This window comes from Kitasatospora sp. P5_F3, from assembly GCF_054049135.1.
Genome location: NZ_JBFUMY010000038.1, coordinates 31774 through 53166 on the forward strand (window position 1 = coordinate 31774; position 21393 = coordinate 53166).

At 73.8% G+C, this 21393-nt stretch carries 13 protein-coding genes; 5 read left to right on the forward strand and 8 right to left on the reverse strand.

Annotated features, from left to right (window positions below; genetic code table 11):
* Window positions 1-123 precede the first annotated feature (123 nt).
* A complete protein-coding gene (locus ACXJMZ_RS23230) occupies window positions 124-1104 on the forward strand; it encodes a DUF5937 family protein (protein ID WP_457031981.1) in 981 nt (326 codons plus the stop codon).
* On the opposite strand, the gene ACXJMZ_RS23235 is transcribed toward ACXJMZ_RS23230, so the two are convergent.
* The gene (locus ACXJMZ_RS23235; RefSeq protein WP_457031982.1) at window positions 1094-2272 is read right to left on the reverse strand and encodes a low temperature requirement protein A; all 1179 of its coding nucleotides are present in this window, start codon (window positions 2270-2272) and stop codon (window positions 1094-1096) included. The genes ACXJMZ_RS23230 and ACXJMZ_RS23235 overlap by 11 nt on opposite strands.
* Before the next feature lie 201 nt (window positions 2273-2473).
* Between ACXJMZ_RS23235 and ACXJMZ_RS23240 the strand changes: the two genes are divergently transcribed.
* Window positions 2474-3541: a PucR family transcriptional regulator gene (locus ACXJMZ_RS23240; protein WP_457031983.1), complete on the forward strand. Its 1068-nt coding sequence runs from the start codon at window positions 2474-2476 to the stop codon at window positions 3539-3541.
* On the opposite strand, the gene ACXJMZ_RS23245 is transcribed toward ACXJMZ_RS23240, so the two are convergent.
* The 4 genes from ACXJMZ_RS23245 to ACXJMZ_RS23260 all read right to left on the reverse strand — a co-directional run bounded on the left by ACXJMZ_RS23245 (window position 3523) and on the right by ACXJMZ_RS23260 (window position 12198).
* On the reverse strand, window positions 3523-8184 hold the full coding sequence (locus ACXJMZ_RS23245; RefSeq protein ID WP_457031984.1) for a DNA repair ATPase: 4662 nt from the start codon (window positions 8182-8184) through the stop codon (window positions 3523-3525). The two genes, ACXJMZ_RS23240 and ACXJMZ_RS23245, sit on opposite strands and share 19 nt — an antisense overlap.
* A 22-nt stretch (window positions 8185-8206) precedes the next feature.
* On the reverse strand, window positions 8207-10264 hold the full coding sequence (locus ACXJMZ_RS23250) for an SPFH domain-containing protein (RefSeq protein WP_457031985.1): 2058 nt from the start codon (window positions 10262-10264) through the stop codon (window positions 8207-8209).
* Between the two features lie 47 nt (window positions 10265-10311).
* Window positions 10312-10971 (reverse strand): hypothetical protein, encoded by a 660-nt coding sequence (locus ACXJMZ_RS23255; protein WP_457031986.1) that lies wholly within the window; start codon window positions 10969-10971, stop codon window positions 10312-10314.
* A 195-nt stretch (window positions 10972-11166) separates the two neighbouring features.
* Window positions 11167-12198, reverse strand: a complete 1032-nt coding sequence (locus ACXJMZ_RS23260) for a LuxR C-terminal-related transcriptional regulator (RefSeq protein ID WP_457031987.1) — start codon at window positions 12196-12198, stop codon at window positions 11167-11169.
* Between the two features lie 268 nt (window positions 12199-12466).
* Between ACXJMZ_RS23260 and ACXJMZ_RS23265 the strand changes: the two genes are divergently transcribed.
* The 3 genes from ACXJMZ_RS23265 (at window position 12467) to ACXJMZ_RS23275 (ending at window position 14083) form a co-directional block, all read left to right on the forward strand.
* The gene (locus ACXJMZ_RS23265) at window positions 12467-12790 is read left to right on the forward strand and encodes a hypothetical protein (protein WP_457031988.1); all 324 of its coding nucleotides are present in this window, start codon (window positions 12467-12469) and stop codon (window positions 12788-12790) included.
* Window positions 12791-13059: 269 nt separating this feature from the next.
* Complete coding sequence (locus tag ACXJMZ_RS23270; protein WP_457031989.1) at window positions 13060-13296, forward strand: hypothetical protein; 237 nt, start codon at window positions 13060-13062, stop codon at window positions 13294-13296.
* 118 nt (window positions 13297-13414) lie between these two features.
* A complete protein-coding gene (locus ACXJMZ_RS23275) occupies window positions 13415-14083 on the forward strand; it encodes a response regulator (RefSeq protein WP_457031990.1) in 669 nt (222 codons plus the stop codon).
* A 121-nt stretch (window positions 14084-14204) separates the two neighbouring features.
* Here ACXJMZ_RS23275 and ACXJMZ_RS23280 read toward each other — a convergent pair whose 3' ends face one another.
* From ACXJMZ_RS23280 to ACXJMZ_RS23290, 3 genes are read right to left on the reverse strand one after another with little or no spacing between them, the layout of a single operon-like run.
* Window positions 14205-15695, reverse strand: coding sequence for a SagB family peptide dehydrogenase (locus tag ACXJMZ_RS23280; RefSeq protein ID WP_457031991.1), 1491 nt, complete (start codon window positions 15693-15695; stop codon window positions 14205-14207).
* Between the two features lie 60 nt (window positions 15696-15755).
* A complete protein-coding gene (locus tag ACXJMZ_RS23285) occupies window positions 15756-18017 on the reverse strand; it encodes a TOMM precursor leader peptide-binding protein (RefSeq protein ID WP_457031992.1) in 2262 nt (753 codons plus the stop codon).
* A 27-nt stretch (window positions 18018-18044) separates the two neighbouring features.
* Window positions 18045-21392 carry a DUF4135 domain-containing protein gene (locus tag ACXJMZ_RS23290; protein ID WP_457031993.1) on the reverse strand — a complete coding sequence of 1116 codons (3348 nt, stop codon included), beginning with the start codon at window positions 21390-21392 and terminating at the stop codon, window positions 18045-18047.
* Between the last annotated feature and the right edge of the window lies 1 nt (window position 21393).

Here is a 21393-nt window from a genome sequence, read left to right on the forward strand (position 1 = left end):
GCCCCCTCATCCAGAACGCGGACCGGTCTGCTGGAATGAGTGCCGGTCGCGGGGACGACCCTGCCAGCGCCGCCCCGGGCCGCCCACAGATTTCATCCTGCTCGAATCGTCCGGAGGCGGACCGTGCTCAGCCTGCAGTTCTCCGCCCAGGACCTGGCCCGGACCCGGTTCGGCCACTCGCCGCTCTGGGAGGTGGTCACCAGCATCGAGGCCCTCAAGGACCCCGGCGGCAAACCCCTGCACCTCGGCTGGGCCCGCGACACCCGGGCCGCCCTCCCGGCGGTGGACCTCTCGCTGCTGTTCGCCCTGGTGCCGATCCCCACCTACTACGTCCCGAGCTTCCTCACGCCCGTCCCGCAGACCGAATCCCCCTCCCTCGACGACGAGTTGGCCGCGCTGGCGGTCACCCCGCCGGAGACCGTCCGGGCCGATCTGGAATTGCTCACCGGCCCGCTGCCCACCCCACTGGCCGCCCTGCACCGCGATCCCGCCGACGGGCTGGCCCGGCTCGCCGACCAGATCCGGGCCTACTGGGAGGTCGCCATCCGGCCGCACTGGAGCCGGATCCAGCGCCTGGTCGAGGGCGAAGTCCTGTACCGCGCCCGGTCGATGGCGCACGGGGGTGCCGCCGAACTCTTCGAGGCGCTGCACCCGCAGGTCAGCTGGTCCGACGACACCCTCCGGGTCAGGCACCGCTTCTACGAGGCCACCCGCACCCTGGACGGCGGCCGGGGTCTGGTCCTGGTCCCCACCGTCTTCGTCTGGCCCGGTGTCTTCTCCCAGAGCACCCCGCCCCGTCAGCCCGGCCTGGTCTACCCGCCGCGCGGCATCGCCACGCTCTGGGAGAGCCCCCGCGACCGGGCACCCGACGCGCTGGCCGCCCTGCTCGGCCGCTCCCGGGCCACCCTGCTGACCGAGCTCGGCTCCCCCGCCTCCACCACCGAACTCGCCGCCCGCACCGGCATGCCGGCCCCCACCGTCTCGCACCACCTCACCACGCTCCGCGCGGCCGGCCTGGCCGTCTCACACCGCACCGGCCGCACCGTGCTCTACCTGCGCACCCCGCTCGGCGAGGCACTGCTCGGCGCGAGCCCTACTCCGTGACCCTCCGGCTGCCCGGCATCCGGAGCAGCAGCAGCGGGCGGCCGGTCTCGACGATGAACGCCTCCACCCCGTTGACCGCGCCGAGCACCAGCACCACCAGCACCGCCGTGACCGCCTGCGGCAGCGCCGAGGCGACCGAGGCCAGGGCCAGACAGGCCAGGGCGCCCGCCGTACGCGGCACCGCGGCCGCGCCGAACATCCGCCAGCGGGCGTAACAGAACCCGGCCAGGTAGAGCGCCGCTCCCGGCGCCAGCATGAACTGCGGTATTTCGTGCGGATGTTGACCTGGGTGCGCGAGCAGCTCCTCCAGCCCGACCGCCATCAGGATGATGGCCACCGCGTACGCCAGGTGCGCGTAGCTGAACACGTCCCGGACGATCCTGGCCTGCACCGGGTCGACGTCCAGGCTGTGCCGGGCCGCCGGGGCGCTGTAGTGGAAGTAGGCCCACCAGAGCTGCACGATCAGTACGAACGCCACTCCCAGGGTGAGCAGGGCGACCGTACCGAGGTGGCCGTCCGAGACGTGTCCGCCGGAGGCGATCACCGTCTCGCCGAGCGCCATGATGACGAACAGGCCGAACCGCTCCGGGAGATGGGAGGTCTCGAACCTGGCCCGGTCCAGCCGCTTGCCCAGCAGTGTGGTGCCCAGCACCTCGATCAGCGCCCCCGCCGCCCACAGGACCTGGCGCGGTCCGCTGTCCAGGAAGGCGCCGAGCAGGAACAGCGGGCCGCTCACCAGCAGGCTGACCGAGAACGGCTCGATCCGCAGCCCGCCGAAGGTCGGCCAGCGCCGCATCCGCTGCCACAGGATCAGCCGCATCAGCACGTAGCAGACCCCGAACAGCACACCCCGGTCCCCCAGGGCGTCCGGCACCGCCACACTCATGCCCAGCCCGCAGGCCGCCAGCGCGAACACCAGCAACCGACCGTGCACCCCGTCGAGGCTCTCCCCCGTCGCGTTGCCGAGCAGTGCCGCCCCGACCCAGCCCATCCAGAGCGGCAGGAACAGCATGATCGCGGTCGCCACCTCCAGCAGCGAGTGCGCGTGTGCCAGCGCCACCGCGATCTGGGTGATGGCGAAGACCCACACCAGGTCGAAGAACAACTCCGCCCAGGTGACCCGCTGTTCGGCGCGTTCCCCCTCCTCGGCCTTCGGTCTCTCGGCCACGCCCCCGGTCATCCCCGTCCCCCTTCAGCACTCATCCGTACCGGCCCATCGTGCTGATCACCCGGGCCCGGGGCAACGACCTGTCAGAAACCCGCCATCCATCGCCGGGAGCCGCAGCCTCGAGTGGGTCGGCCCACGCGGGCCGCCGGGGGGCAGCGAGTACGCTGGCGCGTCGTTGTCCGAACGGGGGAAGGGGCCGAAATGGCCACGGTCACAGCGTCGTCGGGGTCGCCTGCGGCGTCCGGCCCGGACGGGTGGGGACGGCTGCTGGAGGAGGTCGCCAGAACCGGGCGGCGCCTGCGGCGGGACGAGCTGGAGGCGCTGCGGGAGTACGGGGGCCGGTGTGCCCTGGCGGGGCGGGGGCTGGCCGAGCTGGTCGACGAGCAACTGGCCGAAAGCGGGCGGGTCTGGGCGGGGCAGCCGGTGGACGGGGCCGCCATGGTCGCGCTGCGGGCGGCGGTGGCCGCACTCGCCGACGGGCACGGCCGGGCCTACCGGGAGCAGTTGCACCAGGAGGAGGCCTGGCGGCGGGAGTTCGTCGCCGACCTGCTGAGCAGCCGGAGCGACCTGGGCCGGCTGGCCGAGCACGCCGAGCGCTTCGGGCTCAACCTGGCCTGCGCCCATATCGTGGCGGTCGCCGACGGCGACGGCTACGACCCCGAGGACCCCTTGGTGCGCGGGGTGGAGCGGCAGTTGCTCGGCCGCTTCGGCGAGCAGGAGGTGCTGCTCGCCGTGAAGCACGGGCGGCTGGTCTGCATCCTGCCCGCCGGCCCCGGCGAGGGTGCGGCGATCCAGGCGTTCGCGGAGCTGACGGGGCGTCGGCGGGTGGTGGTCGGCCGTCCGCACAGCGGGCCGGGCGGGGCGGTCCGCTCGTACGAGGAGGCCCGGAGCGCGCTGGAGCAGGCCAACCGGCTCCGGCTGCCGGGGCAGCTGCTGTCCGCTGCCGATCTGCTGGTGCTGCCGGTACTGCTGCGGGACCGGGTCGCCCTGGAAGAGCTGGTGAACGGGGTGCTCGGCCCGCTGCGCGAAGCGCGCGGCGGGGCGGTGCCGCTGCTGGAGACCCTGGCCGCCTACGCCGACTCGCGCTATGTGCTGGCGGAGGCGGCGCGGCGGCTCGGGCTGAGCGTCCGGGCGCTGTCGTACCGGCTGGACCGGATCGTCCGGCTGACCGGGCTGGATCCGGACGATTCGCTCCAGCGCTACACCCTGGAGACGGCGGCCTTCGGCGCGCGGCTGCTCGGGTGGCCCGATCAGTCCGCTGCGGGGTAGCCCGCGCACAGCGCCCGCCAGCGGGCGGTCTGCTCGGCGGTGGCCCTGCCGCGCAGCTGGGCGAGCTTGAGCAGGTTGGCCTCGGCCGCGCTGCCGAGGGTCCGTGCCTCGGCGATGTAGTGCTCATCGAGCAGGGCCTCGAGTTCGGTCTCGTTGAGCACCGGGTCGACCCGTGCGGCGAGTCGGGCCATCGTCCGGTAGGAGCCCTGGAGCAGGAACGGCGGCTCGATCCTGGTGCTCTCCTGCTGAGCGGCGGAGTCGATGTAGGCGCGGTTGACGGTCAGGACGGTGCGCTGGACACTGCGCAGCCGGGCCAGGGTGGCCAGGACCCGGTCCAAGTCCTGGACCGGCCGGGTGAGTCGGTCGGCCTGGGCGCCGGGGTCGCCGTCGGCCAGAGCGACCAGCAGCCGCAGCTCGGCCGGTTCGGCCCCGGCCAGCGGGGCGAGCACCGGATTGGCGGCGAGCGCGTTCTCCAGGAAGGAGAGCGCGAACAACTCCTGACGCTCCGACAGCACTTCGCCGAGACTCCAGACGTCGGCCCGGTTGGCCAGCATGTCGGGGACCTGGAACCGCCGGCCGCTCGCGGTGTAGGGGTTGCCGGACAGGCAGACCGCGAAGCGGCGCCCGCGCAGATCGAAGCTGCGGGCCCGGCCCTCGCTGACGGCCTCGATCCGGCGCTGGGCGTCGCACAACGGGAGGAACTTCTCCAGGAGTTCGGCCGAGACGTGCTGGATGTCGTCCAGGTGCAGCAGCACGCCACTACCCGCCTCCAGCGCGAAGACGATCTTCTCGACCTCGTGCCGGGCGGCGGCATCCGGAGCCCGCTCCGGGTCCAGTGAGGTGGTGCCGGTACCCAGCGCCGGGCCGTCGATCCGGACCATCAGCAGGCCCAGGCGGTCGGCGACGTACTCCAGCAGGCTGGTCTTGCCGTAGCCGGGCGGGGAGAGCAGCAGCAACAGGCCGCTGCGGTCGGGGCCGGCCCCGAGCGTGCCGAGCTGCTTGGCCAGGTTGTCGCCGATCAGGGGGAGGTAGACCTCGTTGATCAGCTGGTTGCGGACGAACCCGGCCGGCGGGCGGGGGTGGTGGTCGTCCAGCCGCAGGCGGGTCCGCTCGGCGGCGAGGACCTCCGTGCGCCGTCGCTGGAAGGCCCGGAAGGCGGCGCCGCGCTTCTCCCTGAACTCGTGGGCCCTGTGCGGCAGTTCGTCGATCCGCACGGTGAGCTGACCGTCCCGCACCCGGGGGTGGGTGCCGAGCAGGCCCTCGACCGTCTCACCGAGCGGTACGTCGAGTTCGTAGCGCGGCAGGGCCGGGGCGCAGAGCCGGGCCACCGCCTCGGCGAGGCCGTCGGGCTCGGGCCCGGCGTAGGACCCCAACCAGGCGGTGGCGAGTTGGTGGCAGGCGGGGAGGTCCCCGGCGAGCGCGGTGAGGTCGGCCGCGAGCTGCGGGGCCGCCGCCGTGCGCCGGAATCCGTCGAGCAGCGTGCGGGCGGCGGCGCTGCCCGCGAAGCCCGCGCGCCCGTCGGCGAGCTCCTCGACCAGGTACCCGCCCACCGGCGGGCCCACGGGCAGACCTCCGACCTCGCAGAATTCCCTCGCCGCATCGGACAGTTCGACCGCCAGCTCGGCCAGCGCACCGGATGGCCCGAAGGTGTCGCGGGCCAGTACGAGCGAGCGGGCCCGGCGCTGCCAGGCACCACGTCGCCCTTCGTCCGCCCCGTGCGCCCAGAACAGCTGCGCGGCCGCCCGTACTCCGGGCGGGTGGGCCAACAGCCCTGCTCCGGCGCGCAGTCGGAGCAACGCGCCGAGGATGAGTGCCGCGTCCTGGTCGTGCACGCCCCGCTCGTAGCCTTCGTCGTACGCCTGCTCCGCCGCGCGGCGGACCTGGTCCGGCAGCGGTTCGTCGGTGGCCGTCTCCAGCAGGCCGGTGGCCAGGTACTCGGCGCGGTAGAGCGCGGGCGACTCGCTCACCAGCGGCTGGGCCCAGAACTCGCGCCCGGCGAGCAGCTCGGGGGCCGGGGCGGGCCGCCGGTAGGCCGTCCCGGTGACCGCGAAGACCAGCTGCTCGCCGTCCTGTTGCAGCGTCAGCTCGACCGGCTCGCGCCGTACGGCGAAGCGGTGCCGGCCGAACCGGACGCTCGCGCCGCCGTCCTCGGCGAGGTCGGCCCGGTCCCGCAGGGTCCGGACGGCCGCCCGGACGGCACCGGCCAGGCCGTCCGCCAACTCCTGGGCGCCGGCCTGGTCGTCCAGTGTCCGCAGCTCGTCGGCGGCGGCGCGGACGCGCAGCGCCATCGGGTCGGCGGCCGCTGCGGCGTGGATGTCCTCCTGGGTGGCCAGCCCGGCGAGTCGGCGGCGCAGCGCCTCCAGCGCTCGCTGCCCGGAAGCCGCACTCCGGCCGACCCGGGCGGCGGCCTGGTCCAGCAGACTCTGCCTGCGAGTGGCGAACGCCTGCCGGATCTCCTCCCGGCGCGCGGCCAACTCATCGGCGAACTCCGCAACTTCGGCGAATCTGGCCTCCATTCCGTCCAGCCGCAGCAGTAGCCCGGCCAGCCGACCGTCGCAGTCGGCGGGCGTGGCAGCGGCGGCCAGCGCCGCCGTGGTCGCCTGGGCGAGCAGCGCGGATTCGGCGGCGTACGCGGCGCGCAACTCCTCGTCCAGCAGGGCGCGGCGACGGGTCTCCAGGACGGCCCGGGCGCGGTTGACGGCGGCCAGCACCTCGCCGATGGCGAGCAGCACGGCGGTGCCCGCGCCCGGATCGGCAGCCACCGCGCCGGTCACCAGATCGGTCACCACGGCCAGGGCGTCCGCCTGTCCGGCGAGCCGGTCGGCGAGCTGCACCGCCTCGGCCGCACTCGCCACCCCGGCAGCCGTCTCGGCCGCCGCCAGGGCGGCGGCCAGTGAGGCGGCGAAGGCGTCCGGACCGGCGAACCAGGCGAAGGCCCGCTCGGTCGCCGTTGCCAGCTCGGCGGAGAGCTGCGCCTCCAGCTGATCCAGCTCGGCGAGGTCGATCCTGGGCAGCTCGCGCAGGGTTCGGAGTCGGCCCTGGGCCCGGCGCAGCTCGGCCAGCAGAGCAGTCCAGGCCGCCGCGTCGGCGGGCGGCTCGCCCACCGAGCGGCGGATCAGCGTGGCAGTCTCCTCGCCCGCCCGGTCCAGCGCCTCGGCCGCCCGGGCGGCCAGCACTCCGATCCGGGCCTGCTCGGCGGTGAGTTGCTCGGCGGCGCCGCGCAACTCGGTGAGTGGCGCGAGCAGCCCGGCCTCGGCGAGCCAGTAGTGGCGGTCACCGACCTTGGCGCAGCTGTCCAGCAGCAACGCCGTGGCGGCGGTGGCCTGTTCGCTCGCCGCTGCGGTCGCCGTACGGACCACGTCGAGGCAGTCCGCGATGCCGCGCACCAGGTCGGCGTTGCCGATCCGCTCCAGCGGGCCGTCGCCGACCGGCTGGGCGGCGGCGTACTCGGCGGAGAGGAACGGGGTGCGCCACAGCTGGAGTTCATGGGTCCGGACGAGCTCGCGGTCCGCCCTGAGCAGCACCAGCGTGCCGTCGGGCAGCAGAGCGCAGCCCGCACCGTGCAGCGCGGCCCCGGCCTCCCGGCGGACGGTGTTCCACGGCAGCAGCAGCGCCTGGGCGTGGCCGGGTCGGCGCAGGATGTAGAGCAGGTCCTCACCGTTGGGCGAGGGGAGCACCGCGTCGAAGTGCAGTTCTTCGGCGCCGGGGGCGGCTCCGCTCCGGAAGGCCCGGTGGCTGCCGTCCGCCAGCTCGTACCCGCCGGGGAAGAGCAGGCCCTGCTCGGCCGGGAGCAGCCTGGCTCCGTACCCGAGCGAGTCCTGCCGACGCACCGAGCCGGTACGGGTGTTGACGACCAGACAGCGGTCGGCGGACTCGTTGTAGGGACGGACTCTGAGCAGCAGCAGCGGCCCGGTCGTGGCGTACGCCACGGTGGCGTCGGCCAGGCTCTGCAAGGGGTCGTCCACCGTCTCCTCGAACAGGACCCGGCCGTCGGGCACCGAGCGGACGGTGAGGCTGCCCTCGGTGGCGGCGACCGAGACCACACCCTCGCCGCCCTCGATCCTGATCCGGCCCTGCTCGTGGTGGTCACGCCCGGCCGTGGTCCACGGCAGCTCGAAGGCCGCCGGCCGGGGCAGGTCGCGCTCGCCGTGGTTGTCCAGGTACTCGACCCGGTCGTCCGTCACCTGCCAGCGCAGGACCCGGAGGTCGCCCTCGTTCGCCCCGGTGCGAAAGACGGCCAGCAGCCGCCCCGCCGGGGTGCGCACCAGGTCGACCAGCCGGGAGCCCCGGAAGTAGCGCAGCAGTTCGGCCAGATCGCGGTGGAACCGCTCGTCGTCCAACAGGCCCGGGACGGCGGTTGGTTCCAGCGGTGAGCCGTCGGGGCCGTGCAGCGAGAGCAGGCCGGCCGGCAGGTCCGGTGCGGACGTGCCCAGCAGCAGGACGCCGGGCCGGACCGCGACCAGGCCGCAGGCGGTCGCCTCCCCGGCGGTGCGCAGCCGGGCCGAGCCCGCCAGCTCCAGGCCGCGGGTGCCGAAGACCTCCTGCCGACGGCCGTTCAACTCCGAGACCTGTCGCCCCAGTTCGGCGGCCCGGTCGGCGAGCCGCGCTCGCAGGACCTGGTAGGTGCCGTCCTCGACGCCCATCGCTGCTCTCCCCGCTCCCTGGTTACTTGGCGCTGCCGTTGGCCGACTGCACCGTGGCGGCCGGCACCGGCGCGATCGGCACCGTGACGGCCGGCACCGTGGCGTCAACTCCGTTGGTACCGAGCAGCTTCAGCAGCATCGCGAGGTTCCACGGCCCACCCGCCGCCAGCGAGCCGAGCACCTCGGTCGCGTCCGCCCCGAAGCTCCGGTCCCCACCGAGCCACTCCGCGCCCAGAGCCTGCACGGTCTCCGAGCTCCGGACCACACCGTCGATGCCCTTACCGAAGGACACCGCGCCGACCAGCCGCTCCAGGAACACGCTGTCCCCGCCGACGATGTCGATGTCCGCGCTCTCCAACCCGGCCGCCAGCACCGCCGCCTGGGCCTCGGCGACCTTCTGCTGGACCTCTAGAGCGGCCAGCCTGATCTCCTTGTCGGCGGCCAGTCGCAGCCGGAACTCCTCGTGCGCCCGGGACACTTCGTCCAGCGCGGCCATCGCCACCGCCTTCTCCTTGAGCCCGGCGGCCTCGCCCAGCAGCCGCTCCCTGATGCCGACGGCCTCCGCGAGCGCCTTGCTCTCGGTGACCGCCGCCTCGGCGAGGCCGACCTTCTCGATCGCCTCCGCCTTCTGCTTCAGGCCCTCGGCCTCTCCCTCCAGCCGGGCCCGGATCCCGGCCGCCTCGGCCAGCGCCTGACGCTCCGCCACCTCAGCCTGCGCCAGCCCGGCCGCACCGGCCCTGGCCCGCTCGCCCTCCGCCGTCAGGGCGGCGGCCGCCGCGTCGAGTTGGGCACTCTTCTGCCCGGCCTCGGCCAGCACCAGCTGCTCCCTGGCCCGGAAGTGCGCGGCCTGCTCGGCGGCCTCGGCCCCCTTGATGTCCTTGACCAGCCGCTCCTGCGCCTCCGCCTCGGCCGTGATGATCACGGCCTGCCGGGTCCGCTCGGCCTCCTGGACCACCCGGACCCGCTTGATCTCCTCCTCCTGCTCGGCCACCGTACGGTCCACCGCGACCCGCTCGCGGACCACCTCGGCGACGCCCCGGCGCTCCACCTCGACCTGCCGGTCCATCTCGGCCCGGGAGAGCTCGACCTCCCGCTCCCGGTTGACCACTTCCAGCAGGCGGTCCTTCTCGATCCGCTCGGTCTCGACGGCTATCACCCGCTCGCGGTTCTTCTCGGCGACGGCGATCTCCCGCTGCTGGTTCTCCCGCTGGACGCCGAGCAGTTCCTCGGTCCGCAGCAGCGCACCGTGTGCCCGCAGCCGCTCCTCCTCCTGGACCTGCGCCGTGGCCGCCTCCTCCTGGGCGCGCAGCGTCTCGATCCCCTTGCGCTGCCGGATCTCCGCCTCCGCCCGGCGGCGCTCCAACTCCAGTACGGCCTCCCGGGCGTCCACGTTCTGCCGGGTGATCTCCATCTCCTCGTTGCGCTGGAAGTCGTTGGTGCGGATGTGCTCCAGCGCGGTCAACTCGGTGATCTTGCGGATGCCCTGGGCGTCCAGCACGTTGGCCGGGTCGAGCTGCACCATCGGGGTCTGTTCGAGGTGGTCGATCGCGGCGTCGTCGAGGTGGTAACCGTTCAGGTCGGTGCCGATGGCCGCGATGATCCGGTCCCTGAACTCCTCGCGCTTGGTGTAGAGATCGGTGAAGTCGAGCTGCTTGCCGACGGTACGCAGCGCCTCGGCGAACTTCGCGCTGAACAGCGTCTGCAGGGTCTCCTGGTGGCTGGCCCGGTCGGTGCCGATCGCCTGCGCGACCTTGATGACGTCCTCGACGGTCTTGTTGACCCGGACGAAGAAGGTGATCTGGATGTCGGCCCGGATGTTGTCCTGGCAGATCATGCCCTCCCGGCCGGTGCGGGAGATCTCGATGGTCTTCACCGAGATGTCCATCACCTCCGCCCGGTGCATCATCGGGACCACCAGGGCGCCGGTGAAGGTGACATCGACCGACTTGGGGCGGTTGATGATCAGCGCCTCCCCCTGGACCACCTTCCGGAACAGCCGGCCGAAGAGCAGCAGAGTGCCCAGGCCGATGAGTAGCAGGACGGCGACGAGCACGCCGATACCGATGGTGACAACAGACATGGCCGGCCCCTTGGACGAGCTCACTGTGAATGGATGATGACGACGGATCAGTCGATGACAGGCAGGCCGGGCATGACCTCGGGCATCACGCGGAAGAACTCGCCGGCCGCGTCGTAGTCGTAGATGAGCGCGGACGCCCCCGCCGTCAGCCCGCGTCCCGGGCCCCCAGCTTCCGCGACGCTCTGCCGGACCTGCACCAGCGCGGCGGAGCCGTCGGCGGCACGGACCTCGGCCTGCCCGAAGTCGGGGCCGACCCGGCCGGTGCGGATCACGCAGGCCCGGCCGACGAAGTCCTGCCGGGTGGGCGGCGGAGCCGGGGTCGGCATCAACCGCCGCACCGGCCACGCCAGGACCCGCGCCCCCACCCACCCGGTGACCAGCGCCAACGGCAGCACGACCCCAGCCGCCCGCTCCCCGAGGACGGCCCGGCCGACCAGCGCACCGAACCAGCCGAAGGCGACCACCAGCGAGACCCCCACCGTGATCGGCACCCCGCCCAGGCCCAGCACCTTCTGCACTCCCCCGTGGCCCGCACGGCCCCCGCCATGCGCACCGTGCCCCCCGTGCGCACCGTGGCCCCCGCCGTGGCCGCCGTGGAAGTGCAGCCCCCCGACCAGCACCACCACCCAGTACGCCACCACGACCGCCAGCGCAAAGGTGAAGAGCACGGTGGGGTATCCCGTGACCGCCCCCAGAAACCCACCCACGTGCTGTCGCCCGCCTCTGCAGAACCCCGCTGCCGACGCTGCTGCGCCGCCGGGCTCAGCGTGGCAGCGAGGGGATCCGCTCCGCAGTGCGTGATCCCGGCAGTCCTGACCCCACCTTCATGTCCGGGATCAGCACCCGACGGCGGCGGTCACACCGGCCCGCGTGCCGCGCGACAGGCCGGCGGCGACCGAGATTCAGCGCGCGGTGGGCTCGCCGAGCCAGCCGAGGGCGGCGACCTGGATGCCGGCCTGGAAGCGGCTGCGGGCGTCCACCCGGACCATCAGGTCGGCCATCATCCGGCGGACGGTACGCAGCGAGACGCCGAGCCGCTGGCCGGCCCGCTCGTCGGTGAGGCCCTCGGCGAGCAGGCGGAGCAGTTCGCGCTCCTGGGCGGTGAGCCCGCGCGGGTCGCGCTGCACGGTCTCGCCCAACGTGATGGCCTGGTCCCAGAGTTGCTCGAACAGGGCGCGCAGGGCCGCGATCACGCCGGGGCTGTGCAGCAGCACGGCGCCCTTACGCGGGTCCTCCGGGTCGATCGGGACGATCGCGGTGGCGTTGTCGACCAGGATCATCCGCAGCGGCAGCGTCGGCGTGGTCCGGACGGCGCCGCCCAGGCCGTGCAGCCAGCGCGCGTACTGCACAGTGGCCGGGTCGTTGCGGACGCTGTCCTGGTAGATGGTGCGCATCCGGACGCCGCGTTCCAGGGTCTCCTGGTCGAGGGTGCGGCTGGCCTCCATGACCTGTAACGGCTGTGGGCCGCCGGGCGCGAGTGCGAGCACCTCGACGGCGGCGTCGGAGGCGAGTTGGATCAGCCGGCCGCGGACCTCGCCGAGGTCGGCGATCAGCTCGACCCCGGACTGGCTGCTGGGGGCGCGCACACTCGCGTACTCGGCGATCAGGCCGGCCATCGCGGCGCGGCTGCGCTCGATCTCCTGCTGGCGGCGGGCCGCCTCGGCCTCCTGGCGGGCCAGCAGGGTGGCCAGCCCGAGTTCGGGATTGACGGCCCGCCAGCGGTCCTCGGCACCGGTGGGCCTGGTGAGCGCCAGGTCGGCCAGGTGGTCGAGCGCCGCCCTGACCTCGGGCTCGCGCGCCTCCAGCCGGTCGGCGATGCCCTGGGTGTCCAGCTCGGGGTGGAGCAGCATCGTCCGGTACACCGCTTCGCCGAACGGGTCGAGGCCCATCGGCTGGGACTCGGTCAACGCCCCGTCACCAGAAGTGCGGACCACATCACACCCTCCCCGTGACCGGAATCAAACCGGTCGATCTGCAGCCCTGACAGGCGGTCAGCGTACCGTCACGAGCAGGAACATAGAACAGTCTTACGGACAATCACGGTGGTCCGATGGACGAATCGTGAAGGACAGGACGCCGAACGGGTCTCCCGGTGACAGAAGCTGCCTCCCAGGGCCGGGACCCGCGACATGTTGCTGCCAGGCGGAGAGATGCCACCTCCAACTTCCGGCCGACGAGCCGTCGGTGCCTACGCTGGCAGGTGTGTATGCGATTCGCGCCCATCTGGAGACGCCCGCCGGTCCACCGGCCGGCCACCCGGTGGCACCGGTCGTGCGGGACGGTCTGGAGCGCGGGCTCCGGGGGCCGGCCCGGCTCAGCCACGCGCGGATCCGGGTGACGCCGCAGGTGCTGGACGCCGTGGTGTTCGTCGCGGCCGGCAATCTGCTGGACGCCGAGGACGGACTGCGCGACGCCTGGCACGAACTGACCCGCGCCGGCGGTGTGCTGAGTGGCTGGCACCTTCTGCACTGCGAGGCCGACTCCAGGATCGCGCTCGGTCTGCACGAGCTGCCCAGCCGCCCCTGACCGACATCCGCGCAGGTCAGGGCAGTTATGCCCGCCCTGGCAGCAAGTGACCCGAGCTGGCCTCAGAGTGTCACGGCACTCTGGTGCCAGCTCCGAGTAGAGACACGGACCACTCCGGGCGGCCACTCTCATGGTGTCGGCAAGAACGACGGACCGGAACACCGGGACAGCAGCCCCTCAGGGGGCCCGGTACGGACCGTCAGCCGCGCACCCTCGATCCCCGGAAGCAGCCCGGGGCTCAGTTGAACGCGAGAGGATCGGGCACCCCCATGACGCAGAAGGTCCGTTTTATCACGATTGTCGCCCTGGGTTTCAGCGTCCTGACCGGTACCGCCGCCGCCGTCCAGCTGGCCGGTCCCGCCCCGACCGCCGTCGTCCTGACGGCCGACGGTGCCCCCGGTGACCTGGCCACGGTCGGCCAGCCCACCCCGGCGCCCGTTCCCGCCGCCACCACCACGCCGGTCCCGCTGCCCACCGGCCCCCAGGACACCTGGGGCTGGGGCTGAGCCGCCCGCCGCCACCTGCCCGACCGCTTGACCGCTTGACCGCTTGACCGCCTGACTGTCCGTCGGTTCGCCTGTTCGCCCTGTTCGCCCGACACTTCAACGCCACCGAGGTAGCCGGATGATCACCCTCCTGGATCACCCCCCGTACCGTTCGGCCCCGGCCCACACCGCCGGGACCCCCACCGTGAGCGTCCTGCTCGCCGACGGACACCACCTGTTCCGTTCGGGCCTCGGCGCCCTGCTCGACCGGGAGGCCGACCTCTCCGTGGTCGCCGAGTCGACCACCGCCGAGGAGGCCGCCGCCGAAGCCGCCCGGACCAGGCCGACCGTCGCCGTCCTCGACCCGGATCTGCCCGGACCCGGCGGACCCGCCACCGCCGCCCTGATCCGCGACCACGCACCGGCCACCGCCGTGCTGCTGCTGATCGCGGTGCCGCGCTCCTCCGACCTGCAGCGCGCGGTCGCCGACGGCGTCGCCGGGGTACTGCTCAAGGACGTACCGCCGGGCGCACTGATCTCGGCCGTCCGCGAACTCGCCCGGGGCGGACGGGTGTACGACCCCCGACTGGTGGCGGACGTGGTCCGGCCCGCCGCGATGCCGCTCACCCCGCGCGAGCTGACCGTGCTCGGCCACGTGGCCGAGGGGGCGACCATCAACGAGGTCGCGGCCGCCCTGTCGCTCTCCCCCGGGACGGTGCGCAACTACGTCTCGGCCGCGATCGCCAAGACCCACGGGCGCAACCGCTGCGACGCGATCCGGATCGCCCGCGAGAACGGGTGGCTCTGAGCCGACACCCAGCCCGGACATGCCGATGCCCCGCCACTCCACGGCGCAAACGGATCACCCTGTCCGAGGTCGGCGTCGCAGTTCCCCGAGCCCCTGACTTCCGAACCGTGTGCCCAATGGGTCAACTCGTGCGTGAGGACGCCACGATGTCGTTGAACCCGTGCGCGGTGCGCGGCATGTCCGCCGGTCGGCTGCCGATCAGGAACTCGCCGACCGAGGACTCCGCCGTCCAGTCCAGGCCGAGCGCCCGCGCCGCCGCGTCGGTGTCGCCCGAACCGAGGCCGCACGGCGCCAGCCCCATCGCCGTCGCCACCAGGTACAGCGTCTGGTAGACCACGCCGACGTGCTTGAGCGTCAGCGCGTACGCGATCTGGCTGTACTTCCAGGACAGCCGCCCGAACCGGGAGGTGACGGTCAGCAGTACCTGTGGGTCCACCGCGCAGCCGGTGGCCCGCCAGGCCGCCGTCATCAGCTCGCGGAACGCCGCCTCGTCGCCGGCTCCGGCGAACGGCCGGGGTCGCAGCCGGTGGGCCGCCGCGTCGTAGCGGTAGACCCCGGGCACCAGGCCGTCGCAGCGCACCACCGAGAGGTAGACCTCCAGTTCGCCGGTCGAGCCGCCGGCCGGGTACGGCCGGTCCACGATGTCGTAGCCGTGCGGGTCGGACGGATCGCCCGGGATGATCCGGCGGACCCGGGCCACCCGGTAGAGCAGTTCGCCCAACTGCGCCAGGGTGACCGGGGTTTCGGCGTACGAGCGGACCGAACGTCGGCCCTCCAGCACCTCGCTGAGCGCGGGGTCGCGGGCCAGCACCTCGTCCCAGTCCGGCACCGGCAGGTCGATCCCGCTGCCGTCCTCCCGGGGCCCCACGCCCGGGATCGCGGGCAGTTGGGCGATGTCGGTGTGGGCGAAGACGCCGCCGCTCGGGTAGTCGTGCCGGCCCGGTCGGCTGCGGGCGTGGAACAGCAGGTCGTGGAAGTCCCAGAGCGGCGGCTCGCCGGTCGCGCCGTCGTCCAGGAATCCGGCCCCCGCCAGCAGCCCGGCCAGCGCCTGCCCGGCCGAGGCGCTGATGCCCGCCAGCATCGCCGCCTCGGCCACCGAGCGGTTGGCGGTCACCGCCGCGACGAACGCCCCCGCCGCCGGCTGGTGCAGCGTCAGCCGGAACGGCGCCATCGGGGACTCCAGCACGCAGGCCCCGGCGTGCTCCTCCGGCAGCCGGCGCAGGTACGCGAACCGGGACAGCACCACGGAGGCCGGCGGGCGGACCAGGCCGGGCAGACCGGCCGCCCGCGCGATCGGTACGGCGGTCGCAAGCGGCTCGCCGAGCGGGTCGGCGATGGTCGTGGTGACCAGGTAGGGGAACCGGCTCAGCAGGTGGAACAGCCTGCCACCGTCGGCGATTTCGTCGACGTCGAGATGGGTCCTGGTGAGTGCGGCGAGCCGCTGGACGGTTTCGGCGCCGAGCGCGTGCACGCGCTGTCGGCCCCACGGGTGGCTGAGCTCCAGGTCGTCGCCCTGCGCGGTGACCTCCACCTCCGGGCGCAGCCGCAGCAGCGTGCGCGGCGTCCCGCCCTCGGCGGTGAGGTCGGGGGGCAGCTGTTCGGTCACGGTCATCGGGTACCTCTTTCCGGGCTGGACAGGCCGCCGCCGACGGGGCGGCGGCCCGGCGCTTCGTCAGATGAAGATCGGGATCGGGTTGAGCTCCTCCTCCGGGGTGGGCGTATCGAGCCAGCCCAGCGCCACCGGAACGTCGTACAGCCGGCCGGGCCCGAACCTGGCCCAGAAGTGCCGCATCCCGGGGACGATCACCTTGGCCACCGGCAGGCCGATGTCCGGGCGGGTCTGGTCGAGCACCAGGAACTCCATCCCCCGCTCCTCGACCAGGCGTTGGACCAGCGCCAGGTCATCGGCCAGGTCGTCGCCGGCCAGCTTCGTCCAGCGGGACGGGCCCGCCGCGGGGGCGGCCGGGTCGGGCAGCAGGTAGGGCTGGTTGGCCACCGTCGCGGTGGTCCACCACTCCTTCTGCTCGCGGTCGGCGCCCGCGTAGGTCACGTTGCCGTCGGCGTCGCCCGCGACCGGGCCGAGGAACTGGTTCATCTCGGTCAGCGCCCGGGTGAGCGCGATGTGCGGGTCGAGGTGCGCCCCGAAGGCGATCAGTACGTCCTCGGCGGGCTTGTCGGTCCGGCGGGAGAACGCGCCGACCACCGGGATGCCGAAGTCCGAGGTGAGGTCGAGCGCCCAGATCTCCCGGTTCAAGCCCCGGTAGATGTCCCGGAGTTGGTCGATGTACGGGTCCCCGAAGGCATCCAGGTCGATGGCCGGCCGTTGGACCCGGTTGTACCACCAGAGCGCGACGGCGTCCCGCTCGACCAGCTCAAGGAAGCCCTGCAGGGTGGCGTCCTCGAAGGAGGTGCCGGCCGCGCAGCCGTTGGAGTCGCCGGCCGCGAAGAAACCGTCGCGGTGCCGGTAGCCGTAGTACAGCGCCATGGTGGGCAGCCAGCGGGTGCGCTGCTCGGTCAGCGACCAGGCCGGTGACCACTCGATCCGGTCGTCCTCGCGGAACCGCTCGGGGATGGTGTTGAACATCGAGGGCTGGTTGTTCCAGCGGCCCCGCTCGGCGAACTGGCGCTCGCTGTAGAGCAGCGAGTCGGCGGGGTGGATCGCGGCGTCGCCCAGCTCGGTGAAGCTGGCGGTACGGCGGGCCTCGTCCCCCTGGAAGACGCCGGAGTAACGCTCCATCGCCTCGCCGAGCGCGCTGGCCCTGGCCTGCACGTCGGTGCGGCCCTTGCCGCAGCTGACCGAGCGCAGTCCCGTACGGAGCTGGCGCAGGTCGCCGCTGCGCCGGGAGAGGTTCTGCCCGGAGACGTACACCCGCAGCCCGGTGGGGGTGCGGCCGGCCGGCACCAGGGAGGTCACCACGCCGGTGACCGGGGAGAGTTGGGGCTTGTACTGCTCCAGCATGTCCTCCGGGGAGGCGGAGCGGTGGCCGCCGTCGGCGGTGTACGCCTTGGGGCGGCTCTCGAACCGGACCGGGCTCAGCTGACGTTCCGTCATGAGCTGCTCGTCGCCGCAGGCCGGGCACTGCGGGCGGCGGATCAGGCGGTGCCGTTCGGTCTCCAGCAGCACGGTGTCCAGGGTGAGCACGACCGGCTCGGCCGGGCGTACTCCGGCCAGCCACTTGGCGGCCTCCAGTGCGGTGAGCTGGACGCCGGTGCCGAGCGAAGGCGCCAGGTGGGCACCGGCGGTGGAGATCGGACCGTCCTGGCCGAGCCGGTGCTGGAGGTAGCTGAGCGACTGGCGATTGGCGGACAGCCGGTGGGCCAGGCACTCCCAGCAGCCGGTGGTCCCGGCGTCCTCGGCCGGTCCCGGCACGAAGACCGGGCCGACCCAGACGATCGAGCCGACCGGGCGGGCCAGCAGCCAGGGCCGCCCGCTCTCCCGCGCCTCCCGGTCGCGCTCGGCCAGGCCGGGGTGCAGGTAGTCCTCGGTCAGCGCGATGGTGAACTCGGCCGCCGGGTCCGCCGTCACACCGGCGGCGGCGAGGGCCGCCAGGAAGGGCTGCGGGTCCAGCTCGCCGTAGACCTCGACCCGGGCCCGGGCGGTGCGCAGCGCACTGCTCGCGGCGGCGCCGTCCAGGCCGGCCATCTCGAAGTAGGCGGCCCCTGCCAGGTCCTCGGCCTGGCCCGTGGTGGCGAGATAGCCCCGGTCACGGAGCCGGTCGACGGCCGTGCGCACCTTGTCGGCGGGCACGGTGCCGCTCAGCGCCTCACCGATCTGCTCGGCGGTGCGGGTCCCGTCCAGCAGCGGCGCGAGGGCCTGGGCGAGCCCGCCGTCGACCACCGAGACGCCACGCTCGGAGACCAGGTAGACGGCCTCGCCGGGCACGACGTACGGGGTGTAGTGAGGCTTGAAGCCGATCGCGGGTGTGTTGGGCATGGCTGGTACCTCTGGTCTCGGTCGCGGTCAGCGCAGGGTGGCGAGCGGGGCGGTGGCGGGGTCGAGCAGGCGCAGCAGCAGCAGGCCGACGGCTGCCGAGCCGTCCAGTGCGCTGACGTTGATCCGGTCGTCGGCGGCCCGGTCGGGGTACCAGCTGCCGGTGGTGTCGTGCCGCGCGATCAGCTCGCCGACCAGCAGGGCGGCGGCCTCCCGGCCGTCGTAGAACGGGCCCGGCAGCAGCGAGTCCAGCGGATCGTGGACGGTGTGCAGCAGTCCCGCCTCGGCGGCGGTGAGCGCCTCGCCGGCGGTGGCCACCAGGTCGCGGGTGCTCCGTCCGGTGATCTGACGCTCGCTCACCGGCGGGGTGAGGGCGGCCAGTTCGGCCGGGTCGACGATGCCGGCGCCGAGCGCGACGGCGGTGTCCAGGCAGGCCAGCCGGCCGGCCCGGGTGGCGGTGGCGAAGCGGTGGCCGCGCAGCCGTTCGCGGACCGCGTCCGGGGCGGCGAGCAGGGCGGGCGCCTCGGCCACCACGCGGGCCAGGGCGGCCGCGATCGAGTCCGTGCCGGTGGGCACCAGATCCAGGAAGCCGTTGTCGGCCTCGGTGTCGCCGTCCGCGCCGGGTTCGGCGGCGAGCTGCTCCAGGGCGGCGGCGGCCAGGGCCCGGATGCCGTCGTCGGTCGGGGCGTGGCCGGGGCCGGTGACCCGGCGCAGCCGGAGCAGGTTGAGCAGCAGACCGGCGCTGCCGAGCGGCACGTCCGGGCCGGGAATGCGGGGCTGCCGGCCCGGGCGGGCGGATGCCGGAGTGGCGACCGTGACCGCACCGGTCACCAAGGCCTGGGCCGAGGCGACCAGTTGGGGCTCGCCGAGCAGGGTACCGACCCGGGCCAGCGCGTGGATCAGCGCGCCGGGACCGGCGAACCCGCCGGGGACGGGTGCGCCGCCCGCCAGCCGGCTGTCGGCGGCGAAGGCGAAGGCTCGCGGGGCGGCCGGGTCGATCAGCCGGGCGGCGGCGGTCAGGGTGCGGTGGGCGGCGCGGTGGAAGCGCGGTTCGCCGGTGGCGGCCCAGAGTTCGGCGAACAGGACGGCCAGCCCCGGGGTGCCGCTGACCAGGTCCAGGCCGAGCACCTCGACCTGACGCAGGCCGCTGCCGGGGTACCAGCTCTGGCCGAGCCAGCCGTTGCCGCGCCGGTCCGCCAGGATCCGGTCACCGATCTCCACCGCGCGGTCGAGCAGTTCGCCGTTGCCGGGGATCCGGGTCCGTACGCTGCGCGGGACGGCGGGGGCGGGCAGCTCGGTGCCACCCCGGGCGGCGTCCACGCAGCCGGTCAGGACGGCGAGATGGGCGTCCAGGTCGAAGCTGTCGAGTTCGGCGACCCGGTCCTGGAGCCGCTGCCAGCCGGTGCTGCGGAAGTGGCCCGGGATCTCCTGGCCGTCCACGGTGAAGGCGGACGAGGAGGAGGTCAGCGAGCGGAAGAAGGGGACGTCGAGCTGCCGGAAGGCGTCGAGCTCGGCGAGCACCACCTCCAGCAGGTCACCGCGTCCGGGGTCACCGGCCACCGCCGTGATGGCGCCCTGCAGCGCACCGGCGATCACCGTCTCGCGGGTGGCACCGCTGTCCAGCGCGAGCGGACTGGTGGAGGCTCGGATGATCTTGTAGCCGTCCCAGGTGTGCCGCCAGATGTAGCGCACCCAGATACCCCGGAAGTCCGCCAACGGACCTTCCGGGTCGGCGAGTTCGGCGCGCAGCCGGTACAGCGTCCGGTGCATCTCGCGGTAGCCCTCGGTCAGCTCGTCGCTGTACTCCCACGGGTCTGCGGTGACCGTCGCGCCGGTCTCGTCCAGGTGGACCGGACGGTACGGCGGCAGCGGCAGCGCGGGCACCCCGGGGGTGATCTCCAGGCTGCCGATCCGGGACAGGCAGCCGATGTCCAGCGCGGCACTCTGCTTGGCCGGGGTCCAGGACTGGAAGGCCATCGCGGTCCGCACCACGGTGGACTCCAGCTCGTCCAGCAGGCCGTGCTGGTCGGCGCTGATGGTCGGCGGCGTCATGACGCGCGGGTAGAGCAGGCACTCCAGGTCGATCATCGCGGGGTGCTCACCGTCCGCGAGCAGGTTGTCGGCCCACAGGTCGCGGCCCTCCAACAGCTGCACCAGACGGATCGTCATACCGAGCCGCCGGTAGAACCGGGCGAAGCCGCCGGCATCGGCACAGGGCCGGTGCGGGACGAGCTCCTCCCAGCCGTAGTCGTTCTCGCAGTGTGCGGCCAGCGAGGCGGCGTGGCCGTCGTCGCCCCGGTCGCTGCGGATCAGTACGGTGCGCAGCGGCAGATCCAGCGACAGCTCCTCGTTCAGCCGACGCGACAGGTCCAGGTAGGCGGCGGCGTGCCGCATGTCCTTGGGCTTGTAGACCACCGCCCGGCCGCTCGCGAAGTACAGCAGCGACACCGAGCGGCCGCCCGCGTGCCGGTCGCCCGCCTCGCCGCGCACCGAGTCCAGCGGGCCCGGGTCCTCGCCCTCCCACATCTGCTCGACCAGCAGCGCGTGGTCCGCCGCGAGCCGGGCGAACATCTCGGTCTGCACGTGCTGCCACTGCCGGCAGACGGTGCCGACCAGGTACGCCAGCGCGGGCAGCCGCTCCAGCCGGGCCAGCCAGCCCTCCTGCGAGGTGTCCAGACCGCCGACGGCGTCCCAGTCGGTGGCGCGCGGGCGGCCGGTGGCGGCCTGCAGCTCGTGGCAGAACGCCAGGTTGCACGCTTCGACCATGCGGCTGGTCAGGGTGCCGGCCAGGTCGGCGCGGGCCCGGTCGGTGACCGGGATGCCGAGGATCCCGCCGGTGCCGTTCGGCAGCAACTCGCCTGCGGCGGCCGCGAAGGCGGCACCGAGCGCACCGGGGGCGGTGGTCTCCGCGGTCGGCGCGACCGGCAGCGTCCGCAGGAAGACCGCCAGTGCGAGGGCCCAGTCGGGCAGGTGCGCCGGATCGGCCAGCACCACCGAGCGCAGCCCGGCGCCGAGCGGGCGGCCGGTCTCGGCCAGGTGGTCCAGCAGCACTCCGGCGCCGCCGTGCTCGCCGGCCGCCCGGCGCAGCCAGGTGTCCACCGCGGCGCTCCGGCCACGGCGGTCCTCGTCCGGGTCGGGGGCGAAAATCGTGCTGCCGTCCGGACGGGCCTCGGCCCGGTCGGCGAACGAGGCGGCGGCCACCACCACGGCGCGCAGCCGGTCGTCGCCCCGGGCCAGGCCGGGGAGCAGCACCCCGGCCTCGTCGGCGGCGGTGTCCGTAAGGTCGGCGGCATCGTGGTCGGCGGCGGCGCGGTCGTCGGTGTGCGGGGTGGAGGCACCGTCGACGGGGCGGAGCCAGGTCTGCAGGTCGAGCGGCATC